Genomic DNA, 17682 nt, shown 5'->3' on the forward strand with positions numbered 1-17682 from the left:
AATTAAGATATAAATAAAAAGGAGAGTTAAAGTGGAAAATAAATTTATAAAAAGAACAACCATTTTAATAGGTGAAGATGGATTAGAAAAACTTAAAAATTCAAATATTCTAGCTATAGGAGTAGGTGGAGTAGGAAGTTTTTGTGTAGAGGCTTTAATAAGAGCTGGAATAGGAAATATAACTATAGTAGATTATGCTAAAGTTTGTGAAAGTGATTTTAATAGGCAACTACCAGGGCTTAATTCAAACTTAGGCAAAGATAAAGTAGAGGTAGTAAAAGAAAGACTTCTAGATATAAATAAAAACTTAAATATAAAAGCTATAAATTCTATATTTAACAAAGACACTAGCAAAGAAATAATTAATAATGATTATGATTATGTAGTGGATGCAATAGATATGGTATCATCTAAAATTCATTTAATAGAGGAGTGTACAAAAAGAAATATACCAATAATTAGTTCTATGGGGATGGGAAATAAATTAGACCCAACAAAAATAGAAGTAAGTGATATTTCAAAAACTCATACTTGTCCCCTAGCTAAGGTAGTAAGAAAAGAATTAAGGGATAGAGATATTAATCATTTAAAAGTAGTTTTTTCAAGTGAACACCCTTTAGAGCTAAAAGAAAAAATATCAGATGGTCATAGAATAATTCCAGGAAGTATATCTTTTATGTCATCTTCTGGAGGACTTATTATGGCATCTGAAGTTGTTAGAGATTTGTTAAATAATAAATAGAAATTAAAATTTTATCTATAATTTCTTTAAGTGACAATGATAATAAAGACTGCATATTATATTTAAAGTCTAATTATAGCATTGTTACGGGGGGAGTATGTTTGATTAATTTTATTATTTATTTAATGTGCATTTTTTTATTCATTTTTTCATTTATAAAAGATCCCAAAAAAACAAAAAGTGCTTTTGTAAAAGGAATGAAATCATTAGAAGCTATAATGCCTCAATTCTTTCTTATTGTAATTATAATCGGTATAATCCTATCTATATTAGACACAGAGTCTATATCAAAGCTTATTGGCGAAGAATCAAAATTTATTGGAACAACTATATCATCAGTAATAGGCGCAGTTACTATGATGCCTACATTTGTAGCTTTTTCAGTGGGGGATTCTCTACTTAAAAGTGGAGCTGGATATGCACAAGTAGCAGCATTTATATCAACTTCTACTATGGTTGGAATATTAACACTTTCACTAGAATCAAAATTTATAGGAAAGAAGGCTGCTCTTTATAGAAATGTTGTAGCATTTATATTTGCTTTTGTAGTAGCTTTTTTTGTAGGGGGAATTTTAGGATGATTAATATAAGATTTATTTTAAATAGATATAAATATGTATTTATTGGATTTATTATTTGCATATTTATATATTTTTTTAATAATAATTTGGGAGCTAATATTTTTAGCAATGTAAAATCTAGTATTTTGCAAATGTTAGGTATTCTTCCAGGAGTTATGATTTTACTTTCTCTTTTGGAGGAGTGGGTTCCTAGAGAGTATTTTATTAAGTATATGGGAAATAAATCAGGCTTACTTGGTATATTTTTATCTTTTGCTTTAGCATGTTTTGCAGCAGGTCCTATGTATGCAGCATTTCCTTTTGCCAAAGTTCTTATGGATAAAGGGGTTAGGTTTTCAAATATAATTATATTTTTAAATGCTTGGTGTGTTATTAAGATTTCTACGTTGACATTTGAAATAGATGCTCTTGGATATGAGTTTACATTAGTTAGACTTATAATTGATATAATTGGAGTAATATTTATGGGATACTTGGTTGAGTTTATAGATAAAAAACAAATACATTTTAGTAGAAGGCATAATACCTAAAGGTATTACATCTTCTAAAATATTATATAAATGTTTTAGTTTTATTAACTATAGAATTTGTAATTAAGTCAAATTTAACATAATTTCCAAGTTGGACTTGGTCTAAATATTCTACAATTATAGGATTTAAATCAACGTAAATATTTGATGCAAATATACCTATATTTTCGATTGGTTTAAGCTTTATATGAAAGCCATTATCTACTAAACTTAATTTTATATTTTTTAGATTGTTTATAGCTTGTTTAGTTTGAGATACTATATCCATACATTCTATTGTTGAGTTTTTAATAATTTCTATTATTTCATTTATATTAATTTCTATGTTTAAGTCTTTAGGATTTTCATTTTTGCATTTAGATGATTTGTCAATTATATAGTAAAGTATTGTTTTTTCAAGTATCGGTAGCTTAGTTGGTGAATTAGCTATTATTTTTGGTAAGTAAATTTCCATATTATATCCTTTCTGTAATGTATTTATTGGTTATTATAACATGAATTTATATTAAGTTTAATCTATAATCATAATATGATAATAATAAGCCTATAAAAAGATGATTATATTAAAAGAAGGAGGAATGAATCGTTCCTCCTTCTTTTAATATATATTTTTTAATGGTATTTGAACAAATATTAAGTATAACATTGTTATCAAAGAAGCCAATGTGGCAGTATCAGAATAAAGCTAAATTAAGGGGAAGACTATAGCATTATATATATTAGATTTTAATAATTGCTAATAAATTAAATTCATACTCAGAATAAGTGATATTAAGGGTGCCACTATATTTTTTTACAATATCATCTATGTTTTCAAGTCCAAATCCATGCATATTTGAATCTAACTTAGTAGAGTTATACTTTCCATTGTTAAATTTAATAATATCATTGTAATTATTACAAATAGAGTAGCTAAAATAACCTTTATTGCAGCGAACTTTCAAAGATATTTTTCTCTGTGAAATGTCACTTAACTTTAAAGAAGCCTCAATAGCATTATCAAGCGTATTTGAAAAAATAGAACAAAGGTCAATATCTTCTAAAGGAAGAATCTCGTCTATATCAATATTAAAAAAACAATCAATCTGATTTTGTATTGCTAAATTGTATTTTGAATTTATAACTGCATTTACAATACTATTTTTACAAAAGGCTCTATTACTTACATTAAACTTACCTGAAAGTTCATTAAAATATCCTTTAGCACCTTCTAAATTATCATACTCTAAAAATGAATATATTACAGATAAGTGGTTATTCATATCGTGACTTAGTTTTCTTACCTTTTTTTGATTTTCTTCAAGTTCCCTATAGTAGCTATATTCAAGTTTTAGGTTTTGATTTTCAAGGCGATTCTTAACGCTTTTAACTATGTATTCAATAAGAAATATCATAGTCAAGCTAGTAATTATACATGCAATTGCTATGGGATATGCTTGATATTCTTTTCCTATAGGTGTATTAATAATTGTTGTTATTATGGAAATAAACGGTGCCAAGCATATAATATCTATCATAATCCATGTTTTTATATCAATATATCTACCTATATTACTTAGCTTGTCTTTAGAATAATGGTAAATTAAAAACCAAGAAAATGAAATGATACACATTTCTAGTGTTTGAGCAAAATAATCTATCCATAAAGTTTCACCTAAATAAAGATAAACCTTAGCACAAAAGTCATTGGCAATTAAATTTATAGATACTACAATAGGATAAAAAATCATTACAGCAGAAATATTTTTAATATAGCTAGATTTATAAAAAACAACCATTATTAAAATAAAACCAATCATAGTATAGAAAACATTAACAATATCTGAAGTATATATAATTACATTTGGAATAAGATAAGCTCCAAGTATAGAAGTAAATTTAGCATATTTATTATCTTTAACTGATGAAAAATTTACTATAACCTTATAAAAATAGTAGCTTGTTACTGCATAAAGTATTAAAGTTGTAAGATTGTAAATTATATCATACATAAAGGTACCTACCTTAGCATTGTTTTTGCAAACTCAATCATAAATGAATTATATCTACCACGACTTATAGGTAAGGTTTCTTTATTTATAACTAAGCTACTAGATTCTACTGAAGATACATGGTTGATATTAATAAGATAACGTTGATGAATTCTTACGAAAAATGAAGGTAGATTTTTTTCAAGATTATCTAGTTTATCATAAAAATCTATAGTTTCCGTGAAAGTAACTGCATTTACCTTACGCCTATCGCTAGTAAAATAATAGGTATTACTTAAGTTTATCTTTTCAGTTTTAGATTTGGATTCTACAATATAGAACTTATCTTGAATTTCATCTAATTCTTCAAGAGCAGAGTTTAAAACTTGTCCTATTTTTTCTGGTTTATAAGGCTTTAATATATAGTTAAATGCCTTAACTTCATACCCTTGGAAAACAAAATCAGGATATGATGTAACAAATATAATTATAGATTTTTTATTGTGTAATCTAATGTTTTTTGCAGTATCTATTCCATTTAGATCTTTCATTTCTATATCCGAAAATATAATATCATAATTTTCTTTAGTAATTGAATCAATAAGACTTTCTCCACAATCAAATTCATAGATTCTATAATCTAACCCCTTTAAATCTAAATGTATTGATAATATATTTTTGAGTAAATTAATTTGAGATTTTTCATCATCACATATTGCAATTTTAAGCATAAAAATTATTCCCCCTATTTTTTTATTATAGCATACCAAAAATTACAATATCACTGCAAAAGATTACATTTGGTATAGTTTTTAACGCCTTAATAAAAATATACAATTAAATTATAAAATATTAGGAGGGAAGATTATGCTTAAAGTTAAGAATTTATATAAAAGTTATAAAACAGGAAATGTAAATTATGATGTATTAAAAAATATATCTTTTGATGTGAAAAAGGGAGAGTTTGTAGCTGTTATGGGGCCATCAGGAAGTGGAAAAACTACACTTTTAAATTGTATTTCTTGTTTTGTGCCTTTTAAAAAAGGCGAAATATTACTTGGAGGAGAAAATATATCAGGATTAAATGAAGAAAGTTTAGCAGATATAAGAAATCAAAAGTTAGGGTTTGTTTTTCAAGATTTTATGTTATTAGATGGATTGAGTGTAATAGAAAATATTTGTTTACCACAAATTATAGCAGATAAAGATGTTACTAAAATGGAAATACTAGCAAATAAACTTTGTGATACTTTTGGTATTTCACATATAAAAGATAAATATCCAGCAGAAATATCGGGAGGAGAAAAACAACGTAGTGCTGTTGCAAGAGCTCTTATTAATAAACCATATATTATTTTAGCAGATGAACCAACTGGAAACTTAGATAGTAAATCATGTAGAGCTGTTATAGATTCATTTGTTCAAGCAAAAAAAGAATTAGGTGCAACTGTATTTATGGTAACTCACGATAGTTTTGCAGCATCATTTTGTGATAGGGTTATAGTTCTTAAAGATGGAGAAGTATATACAGAACTTACTAAAACTACAAGTCGTATTGAGTTTATGGATAAACTCCTAGATACACTTAAAAAACTAGGGGGTGATGATAGTGACAATGAATAATGTTATATCAAGGCTTAGAAAAAACAGCATAAAAAATTATTATATGCTTGCTTTTTGTATAACCTTATCAGTGCTTTTAGTTACCTCATATGCATTGATGTTTTTTAGCCCAACAGTAATGAACATCTTACCATCAGGAGGAGATAGTAGAAAACAAGGTTATATGATATTTTCTATAGCAATTATTGGATGTGCTGTATTTACAACTTATGCATCTTCTTTATTCTATAAATATAAAAGTCGTGAGTTTGGAATATTAATGGCATTAGGAGAAAGAAAGTCAAAGCTTAAAAAAGTTTTGTTAAAAGAACTTATATTTATTATTCCTATATGTTTAATAGTTGGGGTGGTTCTTAGTATTCCTGTTTCTTATATAATATGGAAGATTTTTCAAATATTTATTATAGATACAAAAGAAATGGCATATCAATTTGGAGCTACAGGACTTATATTTGGAGTTGGCTTTTGTGTTTTTGTAACATTATGTATATTTATAAATGGTGCTAAGTTTATAAAAAGAAGTAATATTATGGATATTATCTATGAACAAAGAAAATCGGAAGTTGTAAAAGATATTAAGCCTTGGGCTGGAATAGTTGGCTGGATATTAGTTATAAGTGGATTATTTTTAGGATATGGGGTTCCAATTATAATAGCAGAAACAATAGGATATCATATACCATCTATATGGAATATTGTGTATTTATTATCACTTTTAGGTCTTTATATGGTATTAACTCATGCAATAATTTACAGCAAAAAAGGGAAAAATCCTAAAAAGTATTATAAAAATATTATATCAACAAATATGATGAGATTTTCAGGAAAACAAACAGTTAGGAACATGTGTGTAATAACATTTTTAATTGCAGGAGGATTGTTTGCAGCATTTTATACACCTACAATGATAGCTAGTCACTTAGTAGATATAAAAAACAATCCAATAGATTATGCTTTTTATTACAAAGGAAATGAAAATCAAATAAATAAAGAAGACATATATTCTCTTTCTAAGGATCATAATGTTTCTATAACAGATTACTATGAAGTAGATTCTATTTCACTTATTACAAATGGATATTATAGAGATTATGATGAAAACAATATGCTTATAGATGAGTATATAAAAAAAATGCAATATAATGAGTTTTTCAAAGAAAGTGATTTTAATAAAGTATCAGGACAAAATATAGATGTTGCTAAAGGTGAGTATTATAAAGTTATAGCTGAGGGAGAATCTGAAATTATTTGGTCAAAATTTAATGATTTAGATACAATAACTCATCCAGTAACAGAAGAATCTGAGAAAATAAAATTTGCAGGAACAGTTTCTTTTAGACCTTTTATAAAAGAAAATCAAGGAAAGTATGTAATATCAGATGAAGATTATTTAAGACTTTCAAAAGGATTACCAAAAGAACAATATGATAAGTTTGTGTTATTTAATGTTATAAATCCAGATGAAACTTATGAATTTGCTAAAGCTTTAAAAGAAGAAATTATAAATAGAAGTTCAAAAGATATGGCAGTATCTACTTCTTTCGATGAGTATGAAAAAATGTTAGCAGAAAAAAAGGGAGAAGAGTATGATCATGATACTAAGTTAGAACTTTCTCCAGATGATACTCAACTTTTTAGGGAGTGGAAGTATTATCCTATGTTTAAACCTTTAGACAAACAAGATTTACTTAAGAATATGGCTGTGTTTATTATGTTATTTATTTATATATCAATAATATGTTTAGCATCAACAGCAATAATAGCTTATACTAGAGCAGTAACTATTGGACTTGATAATAAACAGCTGTTTTCAGATATTAAAAAGCTTGGAGCAAACAAAAAATATATTGAAAAAAATATTAAGAAGCAGTTAGCTAAGGTATTTATATATCCAACAGTGATAGGGAGTATTTTTACATATATGATATATCTTACTATATTCTACGGAAATAGCGGAGGTAATATATCGCAAGGAGAGTTTTTAGCTCTTGTTGTAGGATTATTAATAATTTTACTAGTAATATTATTTATGTTTATAATATATAAGTTTTCTCTTGAAAAAGTTAAAAAGATAGCTAAAATTTAGCTAGCAGTTTATATTTATGCTTGCCTATATAACTATTTGAATGATTAATATATTAATTAAAGAAAATATAAAACTATTATATATATAAAGTAAATTTTATTATTATAAACTATAATATAAAATTTAATAAATAACTGTACCTGAGATTTTAAAGTATTTAAATACATAAGGTACAGTTATTTTTATATTATGTTTGTTTAACATAATTAATACTTAATAATATTTTAGACACTAGAAATAACACAGGCAATTCTATTAAAGGTCCTATTATAAGCGCTAATGATATTAAAGGCTCATTAGGAAAAGCTGAAACTGCTATTGCAAGTGCTATAGGTGAGTTTCTAGCTAAAGTAGTTAAGTTTAAAGCAACATTATCCTCTTTACTTAATTTTATTTTTCTACCAACAACTTGTCCAATAACTAAGTTAATTATAAAAAATAATAGTACTGGCAGTAAAAGCTGTAAAAGTACTTGAGGATTTTTAAGTAATACTTTACCTTGAGATGCAAACATTGAAATTATTGCTAAATTTAAAAAATAACCTTGGTAATCACAAGCTTTTAAAGATATATTTTCTTCAAAATAACTTAAACCTTTTTTATTAATTTTAATTTTTCTAAAAATAGTAGCCAATAAAAGAGGTATAAATAAACTTACAACCATTCCTTGAGTAAGGCTTAATGCATCTATGTTTACACTTGAGCCTCCAATTAAAAATACATACACAGGAAGTAGTAGTAATTGAAGTATAAAGTTTAGTGGTAAAATTGATGCTCCTAATGCAACATTACCTTTTGCTATAGCTGTAAATATTAAATACCAATCAGTACAAGGTGTTACCATAAGCATTATAAATCCAATTAACAGCTCTGGGCTATTTTGTAAGAAAAATTTCCCTAAAAAGAATATTAAAATAGGTGTCCATACAAAATTTATAAGTATCGCTGTTAATGTAAACTTTATATTTTTAAATGATTTTGTAATATCTTTTAATGGTATTTGTATAAATACTAAAAATAACATTATTATCAAAGAAGGCATGATTATATATTCAGAATAGATTTGTATAATATTTATTTGCCCGAGTATTATTCCTATTAATACCATCAATAATATAATCAAACTTTGAAATTTATTAATATTGTCCATTTTAAACCTCCTTATATATTTACAATTTTATAGATATTTATTATCAATTGCAACTGTTTATTAAGAAGAATTAAAATATAAAAAATGGAAAAATAAAAGAGGAACGATTCGTTCCTCTTTATCTAAAGTTTATATTTAATTATATTATCATCACAATTAGTAATTATTACTGGAGCAATTAAAGATATATGCTCTGCTAATATTGCAAAAGATATATTAGATGATACAATGGAAGCTAGTAAAGATTTTTGGCCAACATTAAAATAATAGATAAAAAAGGGAATGTATTTCATTCCCTTTTTTATTTTATATGTTTAAAAGAAGTGTTGTTTTTTAAATGTATTATACTAATATTAAGCTATAATATAAGTATTCAAAAATTGCAGGGGATATTTTATAGAAGACATTACGAAAGATATAGTTGATGATGAATTTCACAACAAAATAGACAAAGAGTTTTTAGAAAGTCAAAAGGCAAAATGTTATACGTTAACTAATCCACTAGTAGAAAAAGCAACCCAAGGGATACTTAGTAATTATAAAGTAGTAAAAAAAGGAATTTTATACTTTGCTGATTACTATGGCGATGGATAGTAAATATGAGATAAGGGGTGATAGTTTGGATAAAAAAATACTATATTCATTATTAATTACTATAGGTATAGTTTTGGTATGTTTGTTTGTTGTAAATATGGTTTTAAATGCTATATTAGGAGAGCTTGGGATATATGTATCAATGTTTGCAACTATAATATTTACCATAATTTATTGTACTCAACTAATACTTAGTAAATTAGATAATAAATAAAGAGTGTAAAAAGGTTATAAATATGAATGTTCACGAAAACATCTATTTTTATGTACACTAATTTTCTTATAAGTTATTAAAGGATATTAAATTAATATGTAAAATTTTATGTAGTAGTGTTTATTATAAAATTTTTATTAAAAGGGGATAAGCAAAGTGATTAATAGCAAAAATTTAATAATAAGACAATTGGAATTAGGAGATGAAGAATACTTATATAAATGGTGGAATGATGGAGATATGATGGAACATGCTACTCATGTATTTGGAACTTTACAGAGTAAGGAATCAATAAAGAAGAGCATTTTAAAAGATATTGAAGATACAACAATGTTTCCAAATTCTAAAAGATTTATTATTTGTAAAAAAGATACTTTGGTTACGATAGGGGAAATAAATTATTCTAATTGGGATAGTAGGAATCAGAAAGCTGAGTTAGGCATAAAAATATGCAATATTGAAGAGCAAGGTAAAGGTAATGGAGTAGATGCTTTATATCACTTTATAGATTTTATGTTCAAGTTCTTAAATATAAATAAAATAGAGCTGACTACTATGAGTGATAATAAAAGAGCACAACAATTATATAGAAAATTAGGCTTTAAAGAAATTGGTATAATTAGAGAGGCTTATTTTGATAGTCGATATGGTAAGTTTGCAGATGTAATGTATATGGATTTATTAAAAAAAGATTGGGATAATTTAAAAAGTGACATACTTAAATTTGAGAGAATTGAAGAATTAATATAACAGAAAAAATAAAAAGCTGGCAGGAAAAAATCCTACCAGCTTTAACACAGAAAACAAATTTAACACAGAAAGGTATCTGTATTAAAATTGAACATTTAACATTATATCATAAATTTTATAAAAAGTATAATAAGAATAGTGAATATATTTTTAAAAATTATTTAAATATTAATACTTTTCTACTATTCCAAGTTCTTTTTTTAAAGCATCTTGTAGTATTTGAGAAAAATTTAAATTTTGTTTCATAGCTTCTATGTTTAACCATTGTGGAATAGTTAAAGTTTTCTTTATAGATATATTATCAAAAGCCTTTCTAACTCTAGGCATTATTGCATTTACAGACATTAAAAACTCATTATCATTTAACTTATCTTTATATTCAATAGGATTTATTGGATCTGGTAAATCTTCATTGTCTTTTTCTCTTCCGTATATTCCAAATTCTAAGCATTCAGTTATATTCTTTAAGAGTTCTTCTAAGTTTTCACCATCTGTATATACTTCACCAAAATTTGGGACATATGCTGCATAATATTCATTAGGACGTGAATCATCTTTTTCTAAAGATACTACGGCTATATAAGTATAAAAATCTTTTTTCATTTTTTATTTTCTCCTTTGATAATAATTGGTTTGTTAATATAAAGAAAAATAGGTTTAAGATAACTAATTTAATCCATTACTATATATATAATAATACGTATTTAAATACGTGTAAATATGTAAATCCAAAATAATCCAATTTATAAATAATTATACTTGTGGGGAAATTTTATTTATTTTTATAAATTTAATAATAAATTTAATTCTATTTGTTAAATATAGTAATGAACTTACTAAGAAATGAAAAGAGGACAGCTATGTTTAAAATCAAAGTTATATTTTTAATTACAATAGCACTAATAAGCACACCTATAATAGGAATATGTGAAGGAAAACATGATAAATTAATATTAGGTGGAAAATATATAAAAGAAAGAAAAGTAGAAGATGAGCATGATGTTGATAATAGTGAAGAGTATTATAGCCTAGAAAGATTTTTTAGACCATCTAATATGCCTATATTAAACGATAGAATAGAAACTTCACTTTACAATATCTACAATGGCAAACCTTCTGATGTAAAATTACCTAAAAAGCTTTTAGAAACTCCAAGGGATACTATAATAAACTATTTTAGTGTTTTAAGAGAAGCAGCAAATCCTACTAAAGGCACAAACACTGGATGTGGTACATTAGGTGAAGCAAAGGGTCCTTATCCTGTTTCATATAACTTTTTATCAGACTCTTATAAAGAAAAATATTCATATAAAGATTATTTAAAATCATTTGAAAATAAGCTACATATTAATCTAATAAAACTAAATGAAGTGCCGCCAAGTGAGAATAATCCTAATGAAATTAAGTACTTTGTTGAGCTAGAGGTAATAGAAGGCTCTAAGGAGCAAAAGGGATTATTTGCATATTATTATGGATATATTTATTTAGACAATGAAAATGGACAATATAAAATTAAAGATATAAAATATTTGGCTGAAAACTATTTGTGTGCACCATATCATGGGTGGTCATATGATGCAAAGAGTCTTGTTGCCATTGAGTATGGAGATTGGTGTTCCTTAGTTAGTGGTGATATAGATGTTAAGGAAGAAGGATATGAAAAGAGAGTTTATTTTAAGGATAAAGAAGGTAATGAATACTATGTTTTATTTTACCAGTTAACTAATGGTGTTGATATAAAAATAGCTGATTATAAAAAAGGTAAAGATGGTAAATGGGAATTAATTTATATTTACCCTGAAAAATGCCTAGAGAAGAAAAAGAGTTAATAATAAAAAGGGATGAAATTCATCCCTTTTTGATACTTAATATATTTTTAGATAAATTATTAATACTATCAGTAAGATTTAATAGCTTTCCTTCAATTCGTATAAGTAAATACATAGACAAAGTGATAGGAAATCCAATATTAGATATTAAAGTTTGTATATCAAATTCCATAATATCACCTATATTATAATACTAAATCGTATTCAGTAGTGCCAGTCTCAACAACTTTAGCTTCAACTAAAGAATCTAAATCCTCACCATTTACCTTAAATATATTTTTAGATAATATAGTAGTCATAGCTGTTTTTTTTTCAGATTCAGTTAAATTTTCTCTAGGGTCATCAACTGATATAGATATTTTTTTACCAGATAAAGTTTTAAAAGACATAATTAATTTTTTCTTGATTTCCATAGCATACCTCCTTAAAATTATAATTAATATTAAGCTGATAATATAGTACCTACGTCATATACATCTTGATCAGTTGCATCTGGATTTACATTTGAGTAAGACTTTGTTCTTACTACTGTTTTACCAGTTTCATCATCTTTTCCACAATCAAATCTAAGCTTTAAATATGATGGATTTTTAGTTATAGTTACTGCCATATTCATTCCCCCTTTAAATTTAAACTATAAGTAACTTCCCTTACTTATAATTAGATAGTACTTAAGATTAAACACATGTAGTTAAAACATAAGTGTACAAATTTTGTTTAGGAGGAGAATATGAAGATAAAAAATGAAGATGTTAGTGAAAGATTAGAGGTGCTACTTGAAATAGTAGGTAAGGAGAAGTTTTTAGAAATAGCTAGAATGTATGGAGGAAGTAATGTTTATATACCAACATATACTAGCGCTATAAAAAATGCCAGAAATAGAGAGATTATTAAAAAGTACAATGGGTTTAATGTAAATAATTTAGCTAGAGAGTACAATATGAGTGTTACTCATATAAAAAGAATACTAAAAGAAGATATAACAATAGCTCAATCAATTATACAAAGCTAATTAAATAAAGGGGAGATTTATATTAAAGAATTATTATTTAATGAAAATTTAAGAGCTCTTCGGATTACTGAAATTAAGGAAAAAGAATTAGCAGATGCTACAATAACCCCACTTGGTCATGAAAGACTACTAACGGCAGCATTAGCATACACAGGATATGATGTTTTAATTAATAAGGTAAATTTATAATAAATTATTTATTAAAATTTGGAGGAACTAATAAAATAGGTTTAAGATTTAATGAAGGAAGGGATACAAAATAAAATTGATTCCTTTCTTTTTGTATTTGTATACTAAGTTTTATTTGTTTTAAAATTGTAACGAGTCGTACCACTATACGTATAACCAATCGTTAACAAGTAGTGAAAAAAATTAAAACGACTCGTATTAAAATATAGGACAAGAAAAAGAATAAGAAAAAGAATAAGAATAATAATAAAAAGAAGAAAAAGAAGGAAATAGTGTAGGTATGCTAAATTATATTAAAAAGTATAACTTTAGAAGATAAAATTAATTTAGTTAATTATTATAATTTTAAATGTAAAATATATTTTTTAATTTCAATCATAATATAAAAATCAATGTGATATATATGTAATATATAGATATAAATATATCACATATATAAAGGGGGATTTATTTATGAAAGAGTTAAACAAGTATTCAATTTTTTTTGCACTTTTTGGATTTTTAGGTTTTAAAGAATTAAACGGTGATCCACTAGGACTTCTATATTTTGCCTTCTTTGGTCAATTAGCTAATTATTGGTGGTACAAGCTAGGCGATTGTGAAGATGAGAGATTAATTTACAATAAACATAGAGCAGCTTCTATAGTATTTCCTGCATGTTTTGCTATAGCAATTGTATCAAGTGTATTAATTCAGTTATATACAGTAGATGTACTAACACTTTATAGACTACAAATATTAATAGTAGCACTTACTTTTGCAATATCAATGAATTTATGGGCATTTTTAACTTACAAATTTGATTTAGGTAAGTAAAGATTATGGCAAAGTTTATTAGTAATTTAAAGAAATATCGTCAATTTAATGAGTTAACTCAAGAAGAATTAGCTAATAAAGTTAGTGTTAGAAGAGAAACTATAGCTCGTTTAGAAAATGCAAAATACAATCCTTCACTTGAATTAGCTGTTAGAATTTCAAGGGAGTTAAATACTCCCATTGAAGAATTATTTATTTTTGAATTTTAATAAATTTATATCTAGATAATAGTTTAATAAAAAGTTGTACATGAAAATAAATATGTACACAAATAAATTAAGAGAAACCTAGAAGTAGGTTAATAGAGGTATTATAAAATATTCGAAAAAAACACTGCTGTTTATTAGTAAACAGTAGTGTTTTTTAATCATTAGGTAAAACTGTAGATTTTTTAGTTTCTTGATCTACAACTAGAGTTATACGTGTTGCTTCTGGGTCTCTTTTCTTTTCTTCGTATAATTCTTCTTTTCCTTCTTTTACATACTTTTTATTAAACATTCCATCAACAACAAAGTCTTTTTCCAACCAGATACCTAAGCTTTGTTTCTTTGCTAGATTTTCAGTTTCTTCTAATTTTGCTATATTTTCATGCCCTTTACTAAGAAATATATTACTCTTGGTATAAGCCAACCCCGACTTAATTTGTTCATTGTTAAGTTGCTTTACTTTATCCCCTGTTTTAACGTAGATAAAGGCTCTACGTGTAACCCCATCCTCAGAAAATTCAATATAAACCTCATCTCCAGGAGATGCTAAATCTTCTAGGTTCTTTTTTGATTCTTCTGCATAAGGCATCTTGTTGAATATATTATGTGTAATTTCTGGAGCATTAATACACTCTAGCTCGAATAGAGTCTTTTTTCCTAATCCATCTTTTCTATGTTCTGACCAGTCTATGTATAAACTATCACCATCTACAATGCTATCAACTACACCTTTTGCAAAGCTATCCTTTATTTCATATGTATTTTCATTAGAAGTGCTTTGTTCTACTCCTTTAGTATCTGTATTTGATTCTTTCTTAACATCGTCAGTTGAATCACTCCCACATCATACTAACCCTATGCTTGCTACGATTGTAGCTATTAAAAATCTCTTTTTCATTGTTTTATCCCCCCCCCTTTTTTTTACATTTTAACCGATATTTGGTATAAATTAAAGTATTGCCTGAAGGCAGTGATGAATAAAAATGTATACACTTTGGTGAGGAAATAGCCAAACTATAATAAATACTTAAACCCTTAATTATGTATTCAAAAGTATATTAATCTTTAAGATACTTTTTTTATGTAGATAAACTAGTTAAATTTTAAAAATAAGTAAAACAATTATGTATCATAGTTAAACATTATTGGTGTTTTGATTTAAATATATTTTTAGATTGTAATTATTAGATAAAATTATAGAAAATTAACATATTGATAGTACAATATAATTAAAGAGCAAAAATGGTAAAATTATTAAATTTAGGTGGAGATTTATAAATAAAAAAAGAAACATTGTAGACTTAATATTTTAATAAGGGGATTAGAATATGAATTTTAAGAATTTAGAAACCAATCGATTGTTGTTAAGAAGCATATCAAAGAATGATTCATTAGATATATTTAACTACTTATCAAAGGATGAAGTTACTAAATACCTAGGAAAAACATCACTTAAGTGTGAAAATGACGCCAAAATATTAATTGATAAAATTTTAAAAGCTAGTTCAGAAGGTAATGGTATGAGATGGGGAATTGTTCTTAAGGAAGATAATAAATTAATTGGGTTAGCAGGGTATAATAGCATAGATTTTAAAAACAAAAAATGCAATTTAGGATATGATATAGATAGTACTTATTGGTACAATGGCTATGGAATGGAAGCTGTTAGTGAAATAATTAGATATGCATTTTACGATTTAAATTTACATAGAATAGAAGCTGAAGTTGTTATAGGGAATAATTCATCTTCTAATTTATTAACAAAGCTTGGATTTAAAAAAGAGGGAACACTTAGACAAAGCATATTTAAAGAAGATGTTTTTTTGGATGTGGAAATATTTTCGTTAATTAAAAATATTCTATTATAAAATTAGGCTCTGTTAGACAATTATGTAAAAAGTATATATAAAAGTCATAGTTAAATATTCAAATAAAAATTGAAAATCATTTAAAATCACTATTTTTAAAATGCTTAGAGAACATAGAAAAAGAGGTAAAGGAAATAAATAATTTAATAAAATTTATGATATAATCAAAGTCAGTAACTGTAATTTAACATTAATTACTTTTATTAAACAAATACATAAGTTAGAAAGCTAGGGGGGAATATCATTATGGATTATGGTTTGTTAAATAGGGGAAGTTTATTATTTGGGTTGATTGCTCTTATTATCCCAATTATTAATCTTATGTGGGAGAATAAGTCTATCAATAAGAAGTGGGGGATTTTTTCTATAGCTAGTGCTAGTGCATGTGCCATTTCATTGTGTATGCAGATTTTTTATATTAATCATTTGGTTAATATAGAGGACTGGACAGCGATGATGGATACTTTAAGTACAGTAGCACTTACATCAGGATTACTTCTTGTAATTACAATTACACTAAATGTTATTGTTTGTGCTACATATTATAGAATAAAATCAAAAATTTAGTAAATAAATGTACCTTAGTATTTTAATATATTGAAAATACTAAGGTACATTTATTTTTATCTATAGTATATCAAAATAAAAGCTAATATAGCCTAAAAATAAATTAATTTGATTAATTTAAATTTATAAGATATAGATTTAATGTTATTTTGGTATTGGTAAATGAATTTACAAAGTATATAATATAAAAAGGCAACAATTATTATGTATTAAAATTATTAAAATTATATAAGTAATTTTTAAAAATTTTCAACAAAAGGGTATGAGGAGTGAAATAGTGGAAGAACAAAATCAAATAGTAGAGCAACTTAAAGATATATCTATGGAAATATCTAATTTGCAAAATAGTGTAGAGAATGTAAGTAATAGTATAAATAATTCAGGTGGAACAGGGATTATAGGTATTTTAATTTTAATATTATTAATTTCTATAAATGATAATTTACGTAAATTAACACGGGCAATAAAAGATAATAAAAATAATGTATAATCTATTAGCATAAAAAATATCTTTTTAATCAAATTTAGAATTTATTAGAATTTTGTATTATAAATAAGCAAAAAAATGGCTAGAACTATTGGAATTATCAAAAGTCTAGTCATTTTTATATACTTTAGTTTAAATATGTTAAGATTCTTTACTTAATCTACTCAATAAATTGGTAATTATTTTTTTAAAAATGTAGGTTTTAGCAATAATTTAGCTGATATCATAAAAATAGCTAAAGATATAAAACATGGTAAAACTCCAGATAAATTTGGGGGTAACTTGGTAAATACAGGCTCCATTAATAATATTACTCCAAGAACTGCTATGCCTAACCCTATATAAGAAATTACTCCATATTTTTTTATGTACTTTCCCTCTTTATAATTTTTTACAATAAAATAAAGCCCAACAATAAATAGTAAAATACCAAGAAACACCATAATCCATAATAACATGATAAATTAC

Annotated in this window: 24 protein-coding genes; 14 read left to right on the forward strand and 10 right to left on the reverse strand. The window is 25.4% G+C overall.

Annotation, left to right across the window (positions count from 1 at the left end; genetic code table 11):
* Positions 1–31: 31 nt before the first annotated feature.
* The 3 genes from I4U89_RS02370 to I4U89_RS02380 all read left to right on the forward strand — a co-directional run bounded on the left by I4U89_RS02370 (position 32) and on the right by I4U89_RS02380 (position 1853).
* Positions 32–742: a tRNA threonylcarbamoyladenosine dehydratase gene (locus I4U89_RS02370; RefSeq protein ID WP_195938072.1), complete on the forward strand. Its 711-nt coding sequence runs from the start codon at positions 32–34 to the stop codon at positions 740–742.
* 101 nt (positions 743–843) lie between these two features.
* Positions 844–1323 carry a permease gene (locus I4U89_RS02375; protein WP_195938073.1) on the forward strand — a complete coding sequence of 160 codons (480 nt, stop codon included), beginning with the start codon at positions 844–846 and terminating at the stop codon, positions 1321–1323.
* Entirely contained in the window at positions 1320–1853 is a 534-nt protein-coding gene (locus tag I4U89_RS02380) for a permease (protein ID WP_195938074.1), read from the forward strand. The genes I4U89_RS02375 and I4U89_RS02380 overlap by 4 nt, the downstream gene beginning before the upstream one ends.
* Before the next feature lie 22 nt (positions 1854–1875).
* Here I4U89_RS02380 and I4U89_RS02385 read toward each other — a convergent pair whose 3' ends face one another.
* The 3 genes from I4U89_RS02385 to I4U89_RS02395 form a co-directional block, all read right to left on the reverse strand.
* Complete coding sequence (locus tag I4U89_RS02385; RefSeq protein ID WP_195938075.1) at positions 1876–2307, reverse strand: hypothetical protein; 432 nt, start codon at positions 2305–2307, stop codon at positions 1876–1878.
* Between the two features lie 265 nt (positions 2308–2572).
* On the reverse strand, positions 2573–3844 hold the full coding sequence (locus I4U89_RS02390; RefSeq protein WP_195938076.1) for a sensor histidine kinase: 1272 nt from the start codon (positions 3842–3844) through the stop codon (positions 2573–2575).
* Positions 3845–3852: 8 nt separating this feature from the next.
* Positions 3853–4554 (reverse strand): LytR/AlgR family response regulator transcription factor, encoded by a 702-nt coding sequence (locus I4U89_RS02395; RefSeq protein ID WP_195938077.1) that lies wholly within the window; start codon positions 4552–4554, stop codon positions 3853–3855.
* 136 nt (positions 4555–4690) lie between these two features.
* On the opposite strand from I4U89_RS02395, the gene I4U89_RS02400 reads away from it, so the two are divergent.
* Entirely contained in the window at positions 4691–5446 is a 756-nt protein-coding gene (locus tag I4U89_RS02400) for an ABC transporter ATP-binding protein (protein ID WP_195938078.1), read from the forward strand.
* Positions 5439–7532, forward strand: coding sequence for an FtsX-like permease family protein (locus tag I4U89_RS02405; RefSeq protein WP_243279154.1), 2094 nt, complete (start codon positions 5439–5441; stop codon positions 7530–7532). Before I4U89_RS02400 ends, I4U89_RS02405 begins: the two co-directional genes overlap by 8 nt.
* A 187-nt stretch (positions 7533–7719) precedes the next feature.
* Here the strand turns inward: I4U89_RS02405 and I4U89_RS02410 are convergent, their stop codons facing one another.
* A complete protein-coding gene (locus tag I4U89_RS02410) occupies positions 7720–8682 on the reverse strand; it encodes an arsenic resistance protein (protein WP_195938080.1) in 963 nt (320 codons plus the stop codon).
* 619 nt (positions 8683–9301) lie between these two features.
* Between I4U89_RS02410 and I4U89_RS02415 the strand changes: the two genes are divergently transcribed.
* Both I4U89_RS02415 and I4U89_RS02420 read left to right on the forward strand, forming a co-directional pair.
* Positions 9302–9490 (forward strand): hypothetical protein, encoded by a 189-nt coding sequence (locus I4U89_RS02415; protein ID WP_195938081.1) that lies wholly within the window; start codon positions 9302–9304, stop codon positions 9488–9490.
* Positions 9491–9646: 156 nt separating this feature from the next.
* On the forward strand, positions 9647–10240 hold the full coding sequence (locus I4U89_RS02420; protein WP_195938082.1) for a GNAT family N-acetyltransferase: 594 nt from the start codon (positions 9647–9649) through the stop codon (positions 10238–10240).
* A 168-nt stretch (positions 10241–10408) separates the two neighbouring features.
* Here I4U89_RS02420 and I4U89_RS02425 read toward each other — a convergent pair whose 3' ends face one another.
* Positions 10409–10843, reverse strand: coding sequence for a type II toxin-antitoxin system HicB family antitoxin (locus I4U89_RS02425; RefSeq protein WP_092926524.1), 435 nt, complete (start codon positions 10841–10843; stop codon positions 10409–10411).
* Positions 10844–11100: 257 nt separating this feature from the next.
* On the opposite strand from I4U89_RS02425, the gene I4U89_RS02430 reads away from it, so the two are divergent.
* Positions 11101–12069 (forward strand): hypothetical protein, encoded by a 969-nt coding sequence (locus tag I4U89_RS02430; RefSeq protein ID WP_195938083.1) that lies wholly within the window; start codon positions 11101–11103, stop codon positions 12067–12069.
* 19 nt (positions 12070–12088) lie between these two features.
* On the opposite strand, the gene I4U89_RS15970 is transcribed toward I4U89_RS02430, so the two are convergent.
* From I4U89_RS15970 to I4U89_RS02445, 3 genes are read right to left on the reverse strand one after another with little or no spacing between them, the layout of a single operon-like run.
* Positions 12089–12241 (reverse strand): YvrJ family protein, encoded by a 153-nt coding sequence (locus tag I4U89_RS15970; RefSeq protein WP_195938084.1) that lies wholly within the window; start codon positions 12239–12241, stop codon positions 12089–12091.
* A 13-nt stretch (positions 12242–12254) separates the two neighbouring features.
* Positions 12255–12482, reverse strand: a complete 228-nt coding sequence (locus I4U89_RS02440) for a DUF2922 domain-containing protein (protein WP_195938085.1) — start codon at positions 12480–12482, stop codon at positions 12255–12257.
* A gap of 29 nt (positions 12483–12511) precedes the next feature.
* Positions 12512–12679 carry a DUF1659 domain-containing protein gene (locus tag I4U89_RS02445; protein ID WP_195938086.1) on the reverse strand — a complete coding sequence of 56 codons (168 nt, stop codon included), beginning with the start codon at positions 12677–12679 and terminating at the stop codon, positions 12512–12514.
* A 120-nt stretch (positions 12680–12799) separates the two neighbouring features.
* Between I4U89_RS02445 and I4U89_RS02450 the strand changes: the two genes are divergently transcribed.
* The 3 genes from I4U89_RS02450 to I4U89_RS02460 all read left to right on the forward strand — a co-directional run bounded on the left by I4U89_RS02450 (position 12800) and on the right by I4U89_RS02460 (position 14295).
* Positions 12800–13081 (forward strand): Mor transcription activator family protein, encoded by a 282-nt coding sequence (locus I4U89_RS02450; protein ID WP_092926514.1) that lies wholly within the window; start codon positions 12800–12802, stop codon positions 13079–13081.
* A 642-nt stretch (positions 13082–13723) separates the two neighbouring features.
* Entirely contained in the window at positions 13724–14086 is a 363-nt protein-coding gene (locus I4U89_RS02455) for a DUF3796 domain-containing protein (protein ID WP_195938087.1), read from the forward strand.
* A 5-nt stretch (positions 14087–14091) separates the two neighbouring features.
* Positions 14092–14295 carry a helix-turn-helix transcriptional regulator gene (locus I4U89_RS02460; RefSeq protein WP_166505131.1) on the forward strand — a complete coding sequence of 68 codons (204 nt, stop codon included), beginning with the start codon at positions 14092–14094 and terminating at the stop codon, positions 14293–14295.
* A 154-nt stretch (positions 14296–14449) separates the two neighbouring features.
* Here I4U89_RS02460 and I4U89_RS02465 read toward each other — a convergent pair whose 3' ends face one another.
* Entirely contained in the window at positions 14450–15043 is a 594-nt protein-coding gene (locus I4U89_RS02465; RefSeq protein ID WP_195939191.1) for a thermonuclease family protein, read from the reverse strand.
* 577 nt (positions 15044–15620) lie between these two features.
* On the opposite strand from I4U89_RS02465, the gene I4U89_RS02470 reads away from it, so the two are divergent.
* The 3 genes from I4U89_RS02470 (at position 15621) to I4U89_RS02480 (ending at position 17217) form a co-directional block, all read left to right on the forward strand.
* On the forward strand, positions 15621–16160 hold the full coding sequence (locus I4U89_RS02470; RefSeq protein ID WP_195938088.1) for a GNAT family N-acetyltransferase: 540 nt from the start codon (positions 15621–15623) through the stop codon (positions 16158–16160).
* Between the two features lie 246 nt (positions 16161–16406).
* On the forward strand, positions 16407–16727 hold the full coding sequence (locus tag I4U89_RS02475; protein WP_195938089.1) for a hypothetical protein: 321 nt from the start codon (positions 16407–16409) through the stop codon (positions 16725–16727).
* Positions 16728–17004: 277 nt separating this feature from the next.
* Complete coding sequence (locus tag I4U89_RS02480) at positions 17005–17217, forward strand: hypothetical protein (protein ID WP_195938090.1); 213 nt, start codon at positions 17005–17007, stop codon at positions 17215–17217.
* Positions 17218–17393: 176 nt separating this feature from the next.
* Here the strand turns inward: I4U89_RS02480 and I4U89_RS02485 are convergent, their stop codons facing one another.
* Complete coding sequence (locus I4U89_RS02485) at positions 17394–17672, reverse strand: hypothetical protein (protein WP_195938091.1); 279 nt, start codon at positions 17670–17672, stop codon at positions 17394–17396.
* Between the last annotated feature and the right edge of the window lie 10 nt (positions 17673–17682).

This window comes from Romboutsia sp. 1001713B170131_170501_G6 (assembly GCF_015668195.1).
Classification (GTDB): domain Bacteria; phylum Bacillota; class Clostridia; order Peptostreptococcales; family Peptostreptococcaceae; genus Romboutsia_C.